Origin of the sequence: Anabaena sp. AL09, from assembly GCF_001672255.1 — a bacterium.
Classification (GTDB): Bacteria; Cyanobacteriota; Cyanobacteriia; order Cyanobacteriales; family Nostocaceae; genus Dolichospermum; species Dolichospermum lemmermannii.
Genome location: NZ_LJOQ01000090.1, coordinates 13,851 through 29,869, shown reverse-complemented (window position 1 = coordinate 29,869; position 16,019 = coordinate 13,851). Strand labels below are relative to the sequence as shown.

Here is a 16,019-nt window from a genome sequence, read left to right as displayed (position 1 = left end):
TTTCGCTTTTTTCCGTAAGGCTTATTTTGTCGTTACTTATGGCTCATTTTATGGTTCACAATTTAGCCCAAGTTATGGTTCAAGTCACAATAATTCTGCATCATCCAAACGTGATTAGAGCCTGTTACATAGTTACGCAAGAGAATATCCACATTACCATCTTGGTTAAAATCGCCCGTACCGGCAATATGCCAATCATTGCTATTTATTGCCTCAATCTCTTTAATATCAATGCGCTGATTACCATTCATCAACCAAATACGAACATAACCCGGAGAATTAACCCAGTGATAACGTTGAATAATGTCTGTATTACCATCATTATTAAAGTCTCCTGTGCCTACAAAATACCAAGCTCCATCGTTTTTATCGCCTCCATCATCAAGGTCTATCCAACTACCTGTAGTCCCATTCATTGCCCAACCACCAAATTCTCCACTGGATAGATTTTTCCAGAGAATATCAGTTTTACCGTCTTTATTAAAGTCTGTAATCAATCCGGTATGATTGGGAATAATACTAAAATTACTATTACTCAAATCGGAAACATTACCATTATTAACACTGGTAATCTTAATTGAATAATCCAAACCAGATACTAAATCAGCAGGTAACAACCAATTTTCACTACCATCTGATAAAGTTGAACTGAAAATCGTACGGTTATAAACTCCTCCTTTATAAAGGTCAATCTTGACATTTTCAGCAATATTATCTACCCAAGTTAGATTATAATTTGAACCAATAACTAATGATTCTCCTCCATTGGGTGAAGCAACAGTAATCAACGGTGCAGCATCATTATCAGCAATAGTCACAGTTCCCGACTTAGCAGTACCCAAAACGTAATTCGCACTACTAGCTAAGGTAACAATAACCGTCTCATTTCCCTCAAATGCTGCATCATTAATGGGATTAACATTAATCAAAGCTGTAGCTGAACCAGCCGCAAAAGTCACACTATTAGTAATAGTGCTGTAATCTGTTCCATTAATTGCAGTTCCAGACACAGTATAATTAACCGTCAGAGATGACGCTGTACTTCCTATGCGAGTGAGAGTAAATTGACCAGGATTTGCTATTTGTCCAGTTAATGTTTCTCCAGCATTCCCATCATTAGCGTTAATAGTAATCGTTGGTAGATCATTATCTACAATAGTTACAGTGGCAGTATTTCCAGTTCCCAGATTGTAATTTGTACCAGTTACTAAAGTCAGAACAACCGACTCATTTCCTTCCGATACCGTATCATCAATGGGAGTGACATTAATGGTTGTTGTCGCATAACCAGCAGCAAAGGTGACAGAACCAGTTAAATTGCTGTAGTCTGTACCATTAGTTGCAGTTCCAGTGAGAGTATAATTAACCGTCAATGGTGCAAGTGTATTGCCACTGCGAGAGAGGGTAAACTGTCCAGGGTTTGCTGTTGCTGTAGCTAAAGTTTCTCCAGCAGTATTATCATTAGCAATAACGGTTACAGTGGGTTTATCATTTTCGGCAATAGTAACTGTCGCACTATTAACCGTGCCAATATTGTAATTACTACCAGTGGCTAAGTTAACAACTACAGTTTCACTACCTTCAAATTCACTATCATCAATAGGTGTAATATCAACAAATGTGGTGGCAGCACCCGCCGCAAAAGTCACACTTCCAGGTAAGCTGGTGTAATCTGTACCATTAATCCCTGTACCTGCTACAGTATAATTGACAGTTAAAGCAGAAGCGAGATTACCAATGCGAGTTAAGGTAAATCTACCAGGATTGGCTGTTTGTGTAGTTAAAGTTTCCCCAGCACTGGCATCTGTGGCAGCTATGGTAATAACAGGAATATCATTATCTGCAATGTTAACTGTGGCAGTTTTCGCTGTTCCCAGATTGTAAGTTGTCCCTGCGGCTAAAGTGAGAACTACTGTTTCATTTGCTTCTGAGATTGTATCATCTATTGGTAGAACATTAATGATTGTTGTGGCTGAACCACCCGCAAAAGTGGCTGTACCGTTTAATTTAATGTAATCTGTGCCATTGATACCTGTTCCCGCAACCGTGTAATTTACCGTCAATGGTAAAGCGGTATTCCCTCCACGACTAATGCTAAACTGACCAGGATTTGCTGTTTGTGTGCTTAAAGTTTCCCCCGCAGTTACATCTTTAGTGCTAACTGTAATGGTGGGTTTGTCATTGTCTGCAATGTTGAGTGTGGCAAAATTATTTGTACCCAAGTTATAATTCGCACTACTAATTAAGCTGACTCCGACTGTTTCAATGCCTTCAAATTCACTATCATCAACGGGTGTAATATCAATTATGGTTGTGGCTGTACCTGCGGCAAAGGTGGCGCTACCATTTAAGGTGTTGTAGTCTGTGAAGTTAATAGCCGTTCCATCAACGGTGTAATTAACTGTCAACGCTGAGGTTATATCCCCTGTGCGGGTGAGAGTAAATTTGCCTAAATCGGCTGTTTCTGTAGTTAAAGTTTCTCCCGCGGTGGCATCTGTAGCAGTAATATTAACTAAGGGGTTAACCGGTGCTGATAGATTTAGATTGTATGCAGTGCTAGTAGTATTGTTGTTAAGACGCACTCCTAGATAATAATTGCCGGGATTGAGGTTTTGATTAATTGTCTCCGCTAGGCTACCAGTATTATATGAACCTTTAATAACAGCACCGCTAGTGTCGAGTAACTCAACATTAACATCTTGACTTAGCCCGTTGAGAGTGAGATTAAAGTTACTTGCACTGCTAAGTTGAAATTTCCAATAGTCGGTATTATACAGAGGAGTGAGGGAATCTGTGAATAACTGATTTGTTCCGCTTAGATTAAGGCTGGTGGCGGAATCCAACGTATGACCTGCGATATCTAATACCATGTATACACCCTGAGTTTATATATGTTCCTTATATTCTCAGATTTGTATAATCATGACTACAGTATTATTACTAAACTTAATATAGCGGTAATTCCCAATTCATTGAGAAGCATACAGTTACCCATTCCGTTATGAACATCTTTAAATTCGGCGTTAGTGAATTGAAGTTTAACATCAAAAAAGCCATAACATAGGTACAAGGTTAGACTGTGCCAAACCAGGTATTTTTTGAGTGAAGGAGTTATGATTCTGCCGTTGGTTTTAATCAAGTTTGAACGAAAAACCGTAGTTTCAGGTACTTAAAATTTTCTTAGCGTACAAAAAACCTTTTTAGACATGGTGAACTGATGCCTTAAATTTAGGTTCAATACCACCAAAGCTTTTAAATCTATTCACAAGCTTCATAACCAATTAATCATGAAACCACTACCCAGCCAAAAATTTTAGATTCACGATTTACCTACTGGTTTCTCCACCCAAAAATTTGTAAGAATAGAAATTAGCAAGTTATTTTCTTCAGTTTCCATCTTATTTGGCAGTTTTTACATATGAGTAATTCCAGCAATTTTCGTGAAGCTTACCGTGAGGCCAGAACTCATGGCATCGTTGGACCCAATGTTATCGCTAATGCCCTCCCCTATGTCGGTGGTGGATTGGTACTAACAGCATTCGGAACTTATGGTGGTTTAGGTGTTATCCGCAATAACCCCGGACTCTTTTTCCCTACATTCATAGGGGCAGTAATTCTAGAATTAGTTTTGTTCTTCGTTGCCCAAAATGTGGCATCAAAAGGTAACAAAGCCCTAGCTTTACCCCTATTGGGTATTTACAGTCTCTTATCTGGATATACCTTGAGTGGCTTGGTATTTGTAGCTTTGAGAACCCAAGGGGTAGGTATTCAAGGTATTGCTATTGCTGCTTTAAGTTGTGGCATTACCTTCATTGTTGCCCGAAAAATCGGTTCTAACCTTTCGGAAGCAGACGGTATGGCGTTGACAAAAACCGTTAGTTTGGGCATTGTGGCCTTATTCGTGGTTTGTCTTCTCCAATTTGTCTTTACCTTGTTTGGTGTTTATACACCCAGTTGGTTAGAAATTGGTATCTCTGGTATAGGTGTATTTCTCTTCGCAGGAGCATCAGTAGTTGATTTTTACATCTTACCCCGCACTTACCGCAATGATGAATATTTACCAGCAGCTTTGTCAATGTATCTCACCTACATCAATTTATTTGTCTTTATCTTACGCTTGCTGATTGCTATCAATGGTCGTGATTAAGTATCTGTAAGCATAGAAAACTAAAACTTATCAGGAAAGAAGAAAAGTGAAAGAAAAATCTTCTTTCTTCCTTCTTCTTCTTTCTTCTGACTCCCATATTTAAAATCTTTCCGTATCTTGTGGACTTCCCACAGCCCCCGGTTGAGATAAAAAGAAATTTTGAGCCGATTCATTTTGATAAATACATCTAATATCTGGCTTTTCACTATTTAAGTCCCCTGTAAAGCCAAAGGTATTAAGACGATTTTTACATTCTCGTACCTGATCTGATGTTACAAGTTTTTTATTTTCCAAAATTGCCCAGTTATTTTGACGAATTACACATCCAGGGCGGATATTTGGCTGGGCAACAAAGACATTAAAGGGATTAAGAGTGACAAAGAGTCTAGCATCCATCACCATGGCACTAGATCCAAACTGCACACAAATCTCAGGATTTGGCGCTCTAGTGTCAATGAACTCACGGGAAGCCACATTTGATGAACTCAATGTAGTTGTCGAACTAAACGCAATCCCAATCCCAATTCCCAAAATCATCACTCCTCCTAAAAGGGCAATGGTGGCGAAGTTAAACACCGGGGATTGGAAAATAGAGGGTTTAGGGTTATTCGTTGGTCTAGTATTAGCAGGTTTACGTCTCATTTTCGCTTTATTACCTTCGTCCCAAGAGTGGTTTTTAAATTTCTCCCTTATTCAGTATGCCGATCCTTGAGAATAATTATCCCCTATTTTCACTTTTAAGGAAAATTGGTTCTACCGTTCCCCTTATGATCAAACATCCTTTTAATATATCCAAAACCATATTTTTGAAAATATTAAAACCTCAAATCCAATCGGTGTAGGGGTTTCAGGGATATTTTACCGAAAATATCATAAAGGGAGCGGTAGAGCCGGAAAATTTAAAAAAAAAAAAAGCCCGCATTAGCGGACTTCCTAGATTTAAAAAGTCTACCGACTATTTTGCATTCTGACTCTTAGAAGTGTAATAAACCTTACTACCTGTATCTGGAACAAAATGACAACCAATAGCGGAATTCCACAAAGACTTCCAAACTGGTTCTTTCGATTCATGGAAATACTCACCCATAATTGGTTTAATTGCCTCAGTCGCTTTCAACAAATTGTAATGAGGCATATTCAAGAAAATGTGGTGAGCAACATGAGTACCGATATCATGATGAATGTGGTTAAAAATTCCATAATTTCGGTCAACACTAGAAATTGCCCCTTTCAGGAAAGTCCATTCTTCCCCACGATACCAAGGAATTCCCGGTTCAGTATGGTGTAAGAAAGTCACCAAATCCAACCAAATAATAAAGACAATGTAAGGGCCAGCGTAGTATTTTAACAACGCCATCCAACCAAATTGATAGGTGAATAAACCTAACAAAGCCACCATACTAATCCAAAGTGTGGTGCTGGTGATAATGTCCCATTTTTCTGAAGGCTTAAACAGTGGGCTACTGGGTGAAAAGTGAGAACCTTCTTTACCAGGAGAACGCTTAAACAAATATACAGGATAAGCCAATAAGAACAGATAAAAACGCCCTATTCTTTGCGCTAAGGGCATTTCATCGTACTCTGATTCAGAGACAGGATACCAGCTTTCATCATTTTCTAAGCTGCCTGTATTTTTGTGGTGAGTTCTGTGGCTAATTCTCCAACCATGATAAGGAACGAGAATGAAAGTATGGGTAATATGACCAACTAAATCATTCAACCATTTATGCTTAGAAAAAGATTGATGTCCGCAGTCATGACCAACTACAAACAAAGCCCAAAACATAGTTCCTTGCATGACCCAAAAAACTGGCCAAAAATACCAAGAATCCAGATAATTAGCCGCTGCATACAGCAGTCCCACAATCACAACATCACGGAAGAAATAATAAAGTGATTTCGTTACACTTGGCTGAAAACATTCAGCGGGAATTGCAGCTTTTAAATCCTGAAGAGTAAACGGTAATTTTTCTTGACCTTCAGTAGATGCAGAACTAGGGTTTTGATTAAACTCGATTGTATCTAATTGCACTGGATTATTTAATTGATTGTAAATTAGAAATTAACAGTGAGGTAATATTTAATGACCTCTAAAATACAAACTTGAGATGTTGGCAATTGACCTAAACCGGGTTAAATTTGGTTAATTGCCAAATCAAAAGAATTGGTGCTAAAAGTAGAAAGAATTACTACTTCACCGTTGATAATTTTTCCTCACGATATTCGTCAAAAGTTATATAACCAATATCAGTTTTATAAAGTTGACATTGATTAGTAATGTCCTTCATTAAACCCCAAGAGAATTTATATTCATCATGGAGATAAGCACCCCAATTTTCTTTGATGCTGCTGTAAGCCAACCGCAAATTATAGGAAGGAATAGCAGTAGAAATATGATGGGGAACATGAACATTAATATCGTGACAGAGAATTTCTACCCAACGAGGATAATCACAATGAATAGTTCCGAATAACTGTGCTAAAGCCTCATTCCATTTATTAGCAGTTGCAAAAGGAACATCTGGAAGAGTGTGGTGAACAATGGTGAAGGTACTCATCCAGAAATGGTAAACCATCCAGGGAATAACCCAGAATTTAATAAAACCCCAAACACCAGTTGTAATAATCAAAGTTGGGAAAACAATCGCTGCAAAAACAGCCACTACAGCCACAGAAAATTTAACACTATCTTGTTCTTTTTTCGGAAAATTGCGCCAATCAAAATGCACAACCGCCCAATGGCCAATAGAACCTACCCACCAGAGACGTTTACTGATAAACAACTCAAAGACAGACTGTCTACTTTTAGACCAACTTGCAAAAGTTTCTGTTCTAATAGGATGCCAAGCGTTGTCTTCGTCTAGCTTGTTAGTATGTTTATGGTGATGATTATGTTTAATGCGCCAGCTATGAAAAGGGTAAATTAAGAACATCATAAAGAAATGTCCCACTAAATCATTTACCCAGCGACGGTTTGCAAATGAACGATGAGCGCAATCATGTCCAATAACGAAAAAACCTGTTAAAGCAGTTCCTGTAAAAATCCACGCTATGGGTAGAAGAAACCAAGGGGAAATGGCGATGAAATAATAGCCCAATGCAGCCATAGATGAACTGATAAGCACAGTTGTCCATGCTTTGCGGCTATTTTTCTGAAAACATTCCTTGGGTAGACTTTTGATAATATGTTTTAGTTTTATTTGGTCTTTACCAAGGTCTGTGGAGACCGCTATTTCCTGACTTTTGATGATTGATGTAGTCATGAATACCTGAAAAACAACAGACAGCTAGACAAGGTTACTAAAAAAAGTAACTTGCTGCAAAGTTTTGTAACATTAATTTCTGAGATTATAGCAACCTTAGAACAACTTAGGATAGATATTGAGCAATTAAAAATTTCAAATTAAAAATTGCTTTATTTACACACAAAAAGTCAATAGTCTTCAGCCAAAAAATGACTACAAAACTATTGACTTTGAGCAGAAAATCTGCTTATGCCTTTTTCTCTGCCAGCTTTACGTTTGTCGCTAGACCTAGTAATTGTAATAACTGAATTGTCATCCAAGTCAGATCAATTTCCCACCATTCCAAACCATGACGGGCAGAGTATTGAAACGCATGGTGGTTATTGTGCCAGCCTTCACCAAAAACGAGAATGGCAACCCACCAACAATTAGTTGACTGGTCACCAGAATCATAAGTGCGGTATCCGAATTTATGAGTAGCACTATTTACCAACCAAGTACAGTGATAAACCCAAATAATCCGCGCAAAAATTCCCCAAACTACCATTGGCCAGCCACCTAAGAAATATAGGATTATGCCCAAGGCAACTTGTAATAAAATGAAATTTTTCTGTAAAAACTGATAAACTGGGTCATCAATAATGTCTTTAGTGAAGCGAGGAACTTGACTGTGAGCAGGAGCAAAATGAATCATCCAACCCATGTGACTCCACCAGAAACCTTGATTTGAATCATGGGGATCAGATTCAGTATCAGAATGTAAGTGGTGAATTCGATGTGTACCTACCCATTCAATTGGACCACCTTCACAAGATAGTGTCCCAAAGATTACCAAGACATACTCTAGCCATTTAGGCGTTTGAAAACTACGGTGAGTGACAAGACGGTGATATCCCAAAGTAATACCTAAACCTCCAGTCACCCAGTAAAGCAATAAAGCAACACCAATTGCCTTCCAGCTAAAATTGCTCGGAATTAAGGCAAATAGAGCGCCGACGTGCAATGAAACGAAAAATAGGGTATTAACCCAGTTAATGGGAGGTTTAGAAGTAGCAATTGTCATGCAGTAACCTGAATAGAAATTGTTCAGCCTAATCTGCGAGATCCTAAAATCCGCATATCTATTTTATGTTTTTGAATGAGGAAATGATGAACAGCTTTGAACGGCTGCGGGAAGCAGAACAGGCACTATTAGAAATTTTTTCTGGTATTGACGCTCAGGTCAAGCATAATCTTAAAAGAGTATTAGATGCCTTTCGTCATCACCGAGTAGGCGCACATCATTTTGCAGGCGTAAGTGGCTACGGACACGATGATTTAGGACGAGAAACCTTAGATAAAGTTTTTGCCGAAATAATGGGTGCTGAAGCTGCTGTGGTGCGAGTGCAGTTTGTTTCGGGAACTCATGCGATCGCTTGTGCGCTGTATGGTGTACTTCGTCCTGGGGATGAAATGTTAGCAGTAGTCGGTTCTCCCTACGATACTCTCGAAGAAGTAATTGGCTTGAGAGGACAAGGCCAAGGTTCTCTAATTGATTTTGGCATAAAATACCGCCAATTGGAACTAACTGATCAAGGAAAAATAGATTGGCAAAACTTAAACACTAGCATTACTGACAACACAAAGTTAGTATTGATTCAACGTTCCTGCGGATATTCATGGAGGCCAAGCCTCTCCATAGCCGACATAGAAAAAATTGTTCACATCGTTAAACAGCAAAACCCGAACACCGTTTGTTTTGTAGACAACTGCTACGGCGAATTCATCGAAACCCAAGAACCAACCCATATTGGTGCTGACCTCATAGCCGGATCATTGATCAAAAATCCTGGAGGTACAGTCGTGAGTGCAGGTGGTTATATAGCCGGACGCGCCGACCTAGTAGAAGCAGCCGCTTGTAGACTCACAGCCCCCGGTATTGGTAGCGAAGGAGGAGCAACCTTTGATCAAAACCGCCTGTTATTCCAAGGATTATTTTTAGCCCCACAGATGGTAGGGGAAGCAATGAAAGGAACATACCTGACAGGTTATATATTTGACAGACTCGGATATCCAGTCAACCCCCCACCATTAGCACCCAGAGGAGACGTGATTCAAGCGATTAAACTCGGTTCAGCCAAAAAACTGATCGCCTTCTGCAAAGCCATACAGCAGCATTCACCCATAGGATCTTATCTAGAACCCATACCCGACGATATGCCCGGCTACGAAAGCCAAGTGGTGATGGCTGGGGGGACATTTATCGAGGGGAGTACCTTAGAATTATCGGCAGATGGTCCATTGCGTGAGCCTTATGTGGTTTATTGCCAAGGGGGGACTCATTGGACTCATGTATCTATTGCTTTACAAGCGGCTATTGAGGCTGTGGGGGAGAATTAAGAATAGTTTCGCGCAAAGTCGCTAAGGAGCAAAGGCGCAAAGGAAGAGAGGGAAGAGAAGGAAGAGGTTAAAGTTTGTTGGCTATGCGTTTAATGCCGTCTTTGATGAGGACTTCACCAAAGTTGATGAGTAGTCCAAGGCGTATATTGGCAAGAGTTAGATAGGTGATAAGTTGTTTTTTGTGTACAGGGTGGAGGGTTTCTAGGGATTTGATTTCAATGATGACTTTGTTTTCAACTATGATGTCTGCCCGAAACCCTTCCTGTAAATGAACACTTTCGTAAACTACAGGTATTGCTTGTTGTCTTGCTACCTGTAAACCTCTACTCTCCAATTCATAAGCCAAAACAGTCTCATACACAGATTCAAACAACCCTGGTCCTAATCTGGTATGAATCTTATAAGCAGCATCAACAATCTGAGTCGCTATTTCATTCTCAGTCATATAAACCTCCTTCTTAATACCTTACCTCCTTCTTCTTCCCTTTGCGCCTTTGCTCCTCTGCGCCTTTGCGCGAAATCTTATTCCGGTAACTTATACTGCCCCACTATCCGTTTCGCAAACTCCGGTACATGAGCTTCTAATTTTTCTCCATGATTCCGCTTCACATATAAGTAATTTCTCGCAAAGTGCGAATCTATGGAAAATCTGGCATATTCCAGTCCTTTGGGGCCAATCTTATCTATCACTACTCCCATTAATTTCGCTGCCCACATGGGTAAGGTGACGGCTTGATCATAAGCTGGTATGCTTTGCTGTACTGCTGGTTTCCGGTTTCCTTGGGACGTGACTGGCTGGGTGTTGAGTTGGTCTTTGACGAGTTCGAGCATTTCTTTGCCTGTATCGTTTCTGACTACTATCCATTGCCATTGGTAAGGTGCGCCCATATACCCAACGACGATATCAGCGAGGGAGTTGACGTAATCGAAGCAACTCATACATGATGGGGCGAAGATGTCTTTGAGGATGTTGGTTTTTAAGCCGAAGAAGGGGACTGTTTCTTCTGAACCGTCTTCGTGTTTGAAGTGGACTCGGAAATCTTGCATAAATTCGTAGCTGACGACTGTTTGCGGGGAACGGCTGGTGGTTTCCAGGAATTTTTGCAGTCCGGCGCGGGTAACGTTATCTACGCATGGTGTTCCCAGTACGTAGAGTTTTTCTAAGCCGAGTTTTTTCTCGACGGCTCGTAATGCTTGGATTTGACAACCTACTCCGATGACTAATAACCTCTTCATTCCTGATTTTTCTATCTCTTCTAATACAGAAAGATTGGGGGATAGGGTGGGTTTATTGACTTTGGCTGCTAGTATTTCTTCGGGGGTGCGGGCGATAATAGGCATAGGTTGAAAGCGGTCTTCTTTGGTGTTTTGGACACAGACTACGCCTTCTACTAAGCCACGATTGAGCATTTCTATGGCTATGCTGCTAACTATTCCTGTCCATTGTGCGCCTTCTATGGGTTGTTGTTTTCTGGCGGACATCATTTCTTGATGAACTCCAAAATATAGTTCGTTTTCGTCTTCTAGGTTGCGGGGGCGGTTATGGGTGGTGGTTTCTAGTTCGTCTATTCTTTGGGTAATGAAGGCGCAGGCTTCTTTGACGTAGTGGATATAGTATGTGTCGCATAGTCCGCATTCGCTACAGAGTTCTTTTGCGGGGCGCACGCTTCCGGGTTTGAGGGCTTTGGCTTTTTTGTGTTTGCTAGAATCTATGGATGTCATATATTTTGTTTGTTTTGCTGAAATATCGCTTTTATTACCTTACCGTTACAGGCTATGAACTTGAAAATAGAGATTGAACAAGAGGAAGACGGACGCTTTATTGCGGAAGTGATTGATTTTCCCGGTGTGTTGGCTTATGGAAACACAAGACAGGAGGCGGTGGCTAAGGTTCAGGCTTTGGCTTTGCGTGTTTTGGCTGATAAACTGGAACATGGGGAAGTAAAACCTGATTTGTATTGAAATACTCTATAATTAGTAAGCAAATTAATACACCAAGAAATTTAGATGCTGCGTATATTCCAAAATGCCAAACGCTTAATCTCAGTGTGCCTAGCTACATTGCTCATTGTAATAAGCACCATAACTATTTTTCCATCTACAGCTAGTGCAGCAGTTATAGAGATAAATGTTGTTAAATGTGAATCTGGTAGCAACTGCTCAAATATCGCCTCGTTTGCAGCGGGAGCAACCACCGGAATCGTTGCTGGTAGTGCAGTAACACTCGCTGCTACTGGAAACACAGCTACCATTGTAGCGGTTGGAGCAGCTATGGGACAAGCAGCAATAACAAGTTTAGCTCCATTAGTTGCAGCTGCTGGAACTATCAGTGCATCGCCAGTTTTAGTTCCTGTAGGAATAGCAGCCGCAGGAGGGTATGCTGCATATCAGTTATGGCATAATTTCAGCGATAATCAAAGTCAAAATGCAAATTAGCAGTTTGTTGTTTGCTGTAGTTTGTACAATTTTGTAAGTCACTAATTTTTTCAGTAATCTGATTATTTCAATAAGCCTTCGGTTAATTTATCGAGGGTTTTTTGCTGTTAATATACATCTTCCATTATCCCACAAAACCGCCTGAGAATTAATTCTCAGTCTCATAGCGAAAGTCTGTTAAAACAGACTGAATAAATATCAATCTTCATTCAGCTTTAGCTGGATTTTGCTATTAGCGTAATTTCTTGGCGGTGGTGATATCATTTAAAAAATGTATTAAAATAAAAGAAATAACATGAAATGGCCTCAGCATTTTCCTGAAAATTGCCCTTCTGAAGCTGCTCAACCAATTTCAGGAACTATTTACCGTCTGGTAGATAATAACCCTCCTACATCTGATGATTTTAGATCATGGCGTGAACAAAATATAGATCAACTTTGTCCTAAAAACATCACAGAATGTCAAACTTGTGGACTCTCAGTTTTTACCTCAGCAGCAGGAGTTTGTAATGCTCGTAATAAAATTCCTGCACTTCGCAAAAAACAAGTAGCATTAGGATATGGAAATTCTGATTTAGGAGTAATGTTAAACACACCTTCCAGAAAAACAGGTAATGATCATCATACTTGGTGGTTGCCAGCTAATCAAGAAGCTTGGAAAAAGTTTGAAATTGTTAATATTACTTCTCCTGACTAAAAATGAGGTTTATCTATGAAATTACTACCACAATACCCACCGTTAGTAAACCTAGAAATTATTGAAATCTATGAATATTATGATTTTCCCTGTTTATTTAGTTGTCAAAATGCTTCAGGACTGATTTTTTTAGCTGTTTGGATAGATGAAATACCAGATCATAAAACTTGGCTTTATTCTCCCATGTCACAAGGAAGATTAAAAAATATTCGTTCTGGTAAAACATGGCTTTATTCTTCCATGTCTAAAAGCAGATTAAAAAATATTCGTTCTGGTAAAACATGGCTTTATTCTCCCATGTCTAAAAGCAGATTAAAAAATATTCGTTCTGGTAATATTGATTTATATGATGCTTTTAAAAAATCAGAAGATGGTTTTATTTATCAAGCTATAATTTCCGAAAATCATAATTTGGATGTTGTAGAAATTATATTTTGTGAAAATCTCAATGATGAATATTTACCCATAGCTGGCGAAACTATTGATTTCTCTGATGCAGTTTTTCCTCTGGAAAATAAGGAAAAAATCAGGATTTAATTGTAAATTAGGGAAGATTTTAGATAAAAGAGCGATCGCTCACCCAAAATACTCTAAATTGATTTATATACCCAACTTATTTAATAAATTGGGTATTTCCGAATTCACAAATTATTTAAACCTGCTATAAATCAAATAGGAAACTGATAGATAAGCACCTTACCTTGCCAATTCTCTTCGACAAATACCAGATATTCATCATTAGCACGACGGAAAGCCCGGATACCATAGGGAATATCAACCCAGCCACTTTCTTTACCAACTTCTGCACCTGGAGTCATCTTTTTCACGAGTTCTCCCGTAGCAGTTTTGTAAACATATACCTCTGCGGTTTTGACACCCACTGCAAATACATAATCACCTGCTACACTCATGGCTGCGGTGGCAATTTCTCCTTTACCTGTGGTGTCATAGGGGACAACAATTCGCCATTTAGGAGTGCGATTTCCCTTACTCCAATTATCGAAGCGAGCAATTTCTGATCCTATGACTTTGGCATCATCAGCAAATGCCGGATGTTCAATGGTAAAACCTGATAAATACATAGTATCTGTTTCGGGAAAATATTCAATCCGTCGCAAGTCTTTAAAGGTGCTAGGAGTCCTGATTTTTTTCATTGAACTATAGGTATAGATGGGATTTCCTTTAGCATCTAATCCCTGTAAAGGATAATGACGAATGCCATCTTCTGTTCGCAAAGTTTTCCAAACATCTCCTTTGCTATCTACCCACCAACCTCCGATATAGGGATAGTCTTCGGTATTATCATATTCATTTTTTTCAAATGCACCATTGCCATTACTATCACGCCAAATCCATTCTCCGTTTGCGGGTTGATTGGGTGGCCAATTGCCATTAATAGATTGTTTATTCTGATCATTAGTACCCACAAACATCCCGGCAGGAATTGCAATTTTACCATCTGTTTTTGGTTCAAAACGATAAATTTGCAAAAAGCTATTGTACATATCTGTCAGGAATACAAAAGGTTTTCCTTGAATCCGACGGACAAAAGTTCCATCTGGTGATGTATGCAGCCGTGGATCTTGAGCATATTTAAAGGGATTGACTGTGTAGGCTTTATATGTCCACTGTTTACCAGCAGGCTTGCTATAATCCATGACATATTGTTCTTGTTTGGTGAATATATTTACACCATCTGTTTTTGGATCTGTATCTGCATTATCTACAAATATTAATCCTAATAATTGCCATGCTATTTTTCCTGATGGCGAAAATTTTCTTAAATCTGTTCCTGATTTATTGAAGCCATTACTATTTACATAAATATTACCTTTTGCATCTGTACCAACTCCTGTAATGCCGTAGAGTTTGGATGTTTTTATTTCTCCAGGTACACCACCAAAAATACCTTTTTTATCCCCAAAAGTATCTACACGAACCGGCTGATTATTAATATTGTAAATTACCAATTGTTGATTAATCCCATTTTCTGCTACTAACAGTCTGCCGAGATTATCAATGGCTAATGCTGATGGTTTATCAACATCTATTATTTCTTTTGGTAATTTTTTTCCGTCTTGAGAATAATTGACAATTTTTCCAAATTTAGCACCTTTTTGATTTTGAATGATCCACAAACTGCCTTTTTTATCAATGGTAATTTTTTCGGGACTATTAACGGTAAATTTGTTTATTTCTGCCATTGTTTCGGTATTATAAACCCGAACAATATTCTCCCCAGCATTGCTAACAAATAGGTGATTATTTATTGTTGCTATTCCTGTGATTTCATGACTTTTGCTGGTAATTAACATACTTTTATCCCAGCCATTCCCTTGCTCAAAAGGTGCAGGTTTTCCTGTTAAGTCATAACGTCTGACGCAGTACCAAGTTTGTCCTTGGGGAGGATAATCTTCTTTAGTTTGATCTACTCCACCTTGAGTCATAGAAATGTAAATATATTTGCTATTTACTGTTATTGCTTTCCCCCCTAAACGATTCCAACCATGTGTATCTTGGAGGATAAAAATTGGTTTACCATCTTTATATATTCCTGCTTCACTACCAGCTTCATCCCAAGCACTATTTGTGTAAATTGTCCCATCATCTTTGACATACATTCCTTCTATATTATTTTGTACTCGCAATTTACCATTACCAATTGTATTTCCTAACCAAGAAGTAATATATGTAATTTCAGGAGTTTTGACTGCTTTGGATTTTTTAGTTGTGGCTAAATCCATTGTCATTCCGGCAAATGTTACAAGTAGTCCACAGGTTAAACCCAATAAAATATTGAAAGTTATTTTTTTTCGCCAATATCTACTCTGAAATAAGTTATGAAGATATTGATAAAGTTTGTAGCAAGTTTTACTAATCTGCATAAATAATTCGGTTGCTGTAATATGCTTTTTGAATTTTTAATTTATCCCTGTGGGATAGGCTTTTAAATTCTTACTCATAAATTAACAAATAAATTTTATCTTGCAGTTAATTTCATCAAAACTTTATCAACAATATATATTTTCAAAATAAATAAATTATACTTGATACTTTTGATATTTTTACGAGTATCTATTATTTGTTATGCAAATATATTTTTTTGATGTATTTT

14 protein-coding genes are annotated in these 16,019 nt (G+C 38.6%); 6 read left to right on the top strand and 8 right to left on the bottom strand.

Features of this window, described 5'->3' with window-relative positions:
- Positions 1–62: 62 nt before the first annotated feature.
- Complete coding sequence (locus AN490_RS18675; protein ID WP_300006423.1) at positions 63–2,870, bottom strand: Calx-beta domain-containing protein; 2,808 nt, start codon at positions 2,868–2,870, stop codon at positions 63–65.
- A 548-nt stretch (positions 2,871–3,418) separates the two neighbouring features.
- Here AN490_RS18675 and AN490_RS18670 point away from each other — a divergent pair.
- Positions 3,419–4,147 (top strand): Bax inhibitor-1 family protein, encoded by a 729-nt coding sequence (locus AN490_RS18670; RefSeq protein ID WP_300006422.1) that lies wholly within the window; start codon positions 3,419–3,421, stop codon positions 4,145–4,147.
- A 99-nt stretch (positions 4,148–4,246) separates the two neighbouring features.
- On the opposite strand, the gene AN490_RS18665 is transcribed toward AN490_RS18670, so the two are convergent.
- From AN490_RS18665 to AN490_RS18650, 4 genes are all read right to left on the bottom strand, one after another.
- The gene (locus tag AN490_RS18665; RefSeq protein ID WP_300006421.1) at positions 4,247–4,789 is read right to left on the bottom strand and encodes a DUF3172 domain-containing protein; all 543 of its coding nucleotides are present in this window, start codon (positions 4,787–4,789) and stop codon (positions 4,247–4,249) included.
- Between the two features lie 313 nt (positions 4,790–5,102).
- Positions 5,103–6,179: a fatty acid desaturase gene (locus AN490_RS18660; RefSeq protein WP_300006420.1), complete on the bottom strand. Its 1,077-nt coding sequence runs from the start codon at positions 6,177–6,179 to the stop codon at positions 5,103–5,105.
- A gap of 157 nt (positions 6,180–6,336) precedes the next feature.
- Positions 6,337–7,410 (bottom strand): fatty acid desaturase, encoded by a 1,074-nt coding sequence (locus AN490_RS18655; protein WP_300006419.1) that lies wholly within the window; start codon positions 7,408–7,410, stop codon positions 6,337–6,339.
- A 229-nt stretch (positions 7,411–7,639) separates the two neighbouring features.
- Positions 7,640–8,455: an acyl-CoA desaturase gene (locus AN490_RS18650; RefSeq protein WP_015083212.1), complete on the bottom strand. Its 816-nt coding sequence runs from the start codon at positions 8,453–8,455 to the stop codon at positions 7,640–7,642.
- 86 nt (positions 8,456–8,541) lie between these two features.
- Between AN490_RS18650 and AN490_RS18645 the strand changes: the two genes are divergently transcribed.
- Positions 8,542–9,771: a methionine gamma-lyase family protein gene (locus AN490_RS18645; protein ID WP_015083211.1), complete on the top strand. Its 1,230-nt coding sequence runs from the start codon at positions 8,542–8,544 to the stop codon at positions 9,769–9,771.
- A gap of 67 nt (positions 9,772–9,838) precedes the next feature.
- Here the strand turns inward: AN490_RS18645 and AN490_RS18640 are convergent, their stop codons facing one another.
- Both AN490_RS18640 and AN490_RS18635 read right to left on the bottom strand, forming a co-directional pair.
- Positions 9,839–10,216 (bottom strand): GxxExxY protein, encoded by a 378-nt coding sequence (locus tag AN490_RS18640; RefSeq protein ID WP_015083210.1) that lies wholly within the window; start codon positions 10,214–10,216, stop codon positions 9,839–9,841.
- 77 nt (positions 10,217–10,293) lie between these two features.
- The gene (locus AN490_RS18635; protein WP_300006418.1) at positions 10,294–11,493 is read right to left on the bottom strand and encodes a Coenzyme F420 hydrogenase/dehydrogenase, beta subunit C-terminal domain; all 1,200 of its coding nucleotides are present in this window, start codon (positions 11,491–11,493) and stop codon (positions 10,294–10,296) included.
- Positions 11,494–11,547: 54 nt separating this feature from the next.
- On the opposite strand from AN490_RS18635, the gene AN490_RS18630 reads away from it, so the two are divergent.
- The 4 genes from AN490_RS18630 to AN490_RS18615 all read left to right on the top strand — a co-directional run bounded on the left by AN490_RS18630 (position 11,548) and on the right by AN490_RS18615 (position 13,441).
- Entirely contained in the window at positions 11,548–11,733 is a 186-nt protein-coding gene (locus tag AN490_RS18630; RefSeq protein WP_300006417.1) for a type II toxin-antitoxin system HicB family antitoxin, read from the top strand.
- Positions 11,734–11,778: 45 nt separating this feature from the next.
- Positions 11,779–12,207: a hypothetical protein gene (locus AN490_RS18625; protein WP_300006416.1), complete on the top strand. Its 429-nt coding sequence runs from the start codon at positions 11,779–11,781 to the stop codon at positions 12,205–12,207.
- Between the two features lie 295 nt (positions 12,208–12,502).
- Positions 12,503–12,904: a hypothetical protein gene (locus AN490_RS18620; RefSeq protein WP_300006415.1), complete on the top strand. Its 402-nt coding sequence runs from the start codon at positions 12,503–12,505 to the stop codon at positions 12,902–12,904.
- Between the two features lie 15 nt (positions 12,905–12,919).
- A complete protein-coding gene (locus AN490_RS18615; RefSeq protein WP_300006414.1) occupies positions 12,920–13,441 on the top strand; it encodes a DUF6575 domain-containing protein in 522 nt (173 codons plus the stop codon).
- A gap of 131 nt (positions 13,442–13,572) precedes the next feature.
- On the opposite strand, the gene AN490_RS18610 is transcribed toward AN490_RS18615, so the two are convergent.
- Entirely contained in the window at positions 13,573–15,789 is a 2,217-nt protein-coding gene (locus tag AN490_RS18610; protein WP_300006413.1) for a hypothetical protein, read from the bottom strand.
- Between the last annotated feature and the right edge of the window lie 230 nt (positions 15,790–16,019).

Bases quoted from the DNA above. Each gene is read 5' to 3' on its own strand.
- AN490_RS18675 (WP_300006423.1), bottom strand. From the start codon at position 2,870: ATGGTATTAGATATCGCAGGTCATACGTTGGATTCCGCCACCAGCCTT.
- AN490_RS18670 (WP_300006422.1), top strand. From the start codon at position 3,419: ATGAGTAATTCCAGCAATTTTCGTGAAGCTTACCGTGAGGCCAGAACT.
- AN490_RS18665 (WP_300006421.1), bottom strand. From the start codon at position 4,789: ATGAGACGTAAACCTGCTAATACTAGACCAACGAATAACCCTAAACCC.
- AN490_RS18655 (WP_300006419.1), bottom strand. From the start codon at position 7,410: ATGACTACATCAATCATCAAAAGTCAGGAAATAGCGGTCTCCACAGAC.
- AN490_RS18650 (WP_015083212.1), bottom strand. From the start codon at position 8,455: ATGACAATTGCTACTTCTAAACCTCCCATTAACTGGGTTAATACCCTA.
- AN490_RS18645 (WP_015083211.1), top strand. From the start codon at position 8,542: ATGAACAGCTTTGAACGGCTGCGGGAAGCAGAACAGGCACTATTAGAA.
- AN490_RS18640 (WP_015083210.1), bottom strand. From the start codon at position 10,216: ATGACTGAGAATGAAATAGCGACTCAGATTGTTGATGCTGCTTATAAG.
- AN490_RS18635 (WP_300006418.1), bottom strand. From the start codon at position 11,493: ATGACATCCATAGATTCTAGCAAACACAAAAAAGCCAAAGCCCTCAAA.
- AN490_RS18630 (WP_300006417.1), top strand. From the start codon at position 11,548: ATGAACTTGAAAATAGAGATTGAACAAGAGGAAGACGGACGCTTTATT.
- AN490_RS18625 (WP_300006416.1), top strand. From the start codon at position 11,779: ATGCTGCGTATATTCCAAAATGCCAAACGCTTAATCTCAGTGTGCCTA.
- AN490_RS18620 (WP_300006415.1), top strand. From the start codon at position 12,503: ATGAAATGGCCTCAGCATTTTCCTGAAAATTGCCCTTCTGAAGCTGCT.
- AN490_RS18615 (WP_300006414.1), top strand. From the start codon at position 12,920: ATGAAATTACTACCACAATACCCACCGTTAGTAAACCTAGAAATTATT.
- AN490_RS18610 (WP_300006413.1), bottom strand. From the start codon at position 15,789: ATGCAGATTAGTAAAACTTGCTACAAACTTTATCAATATCTTCATAAC.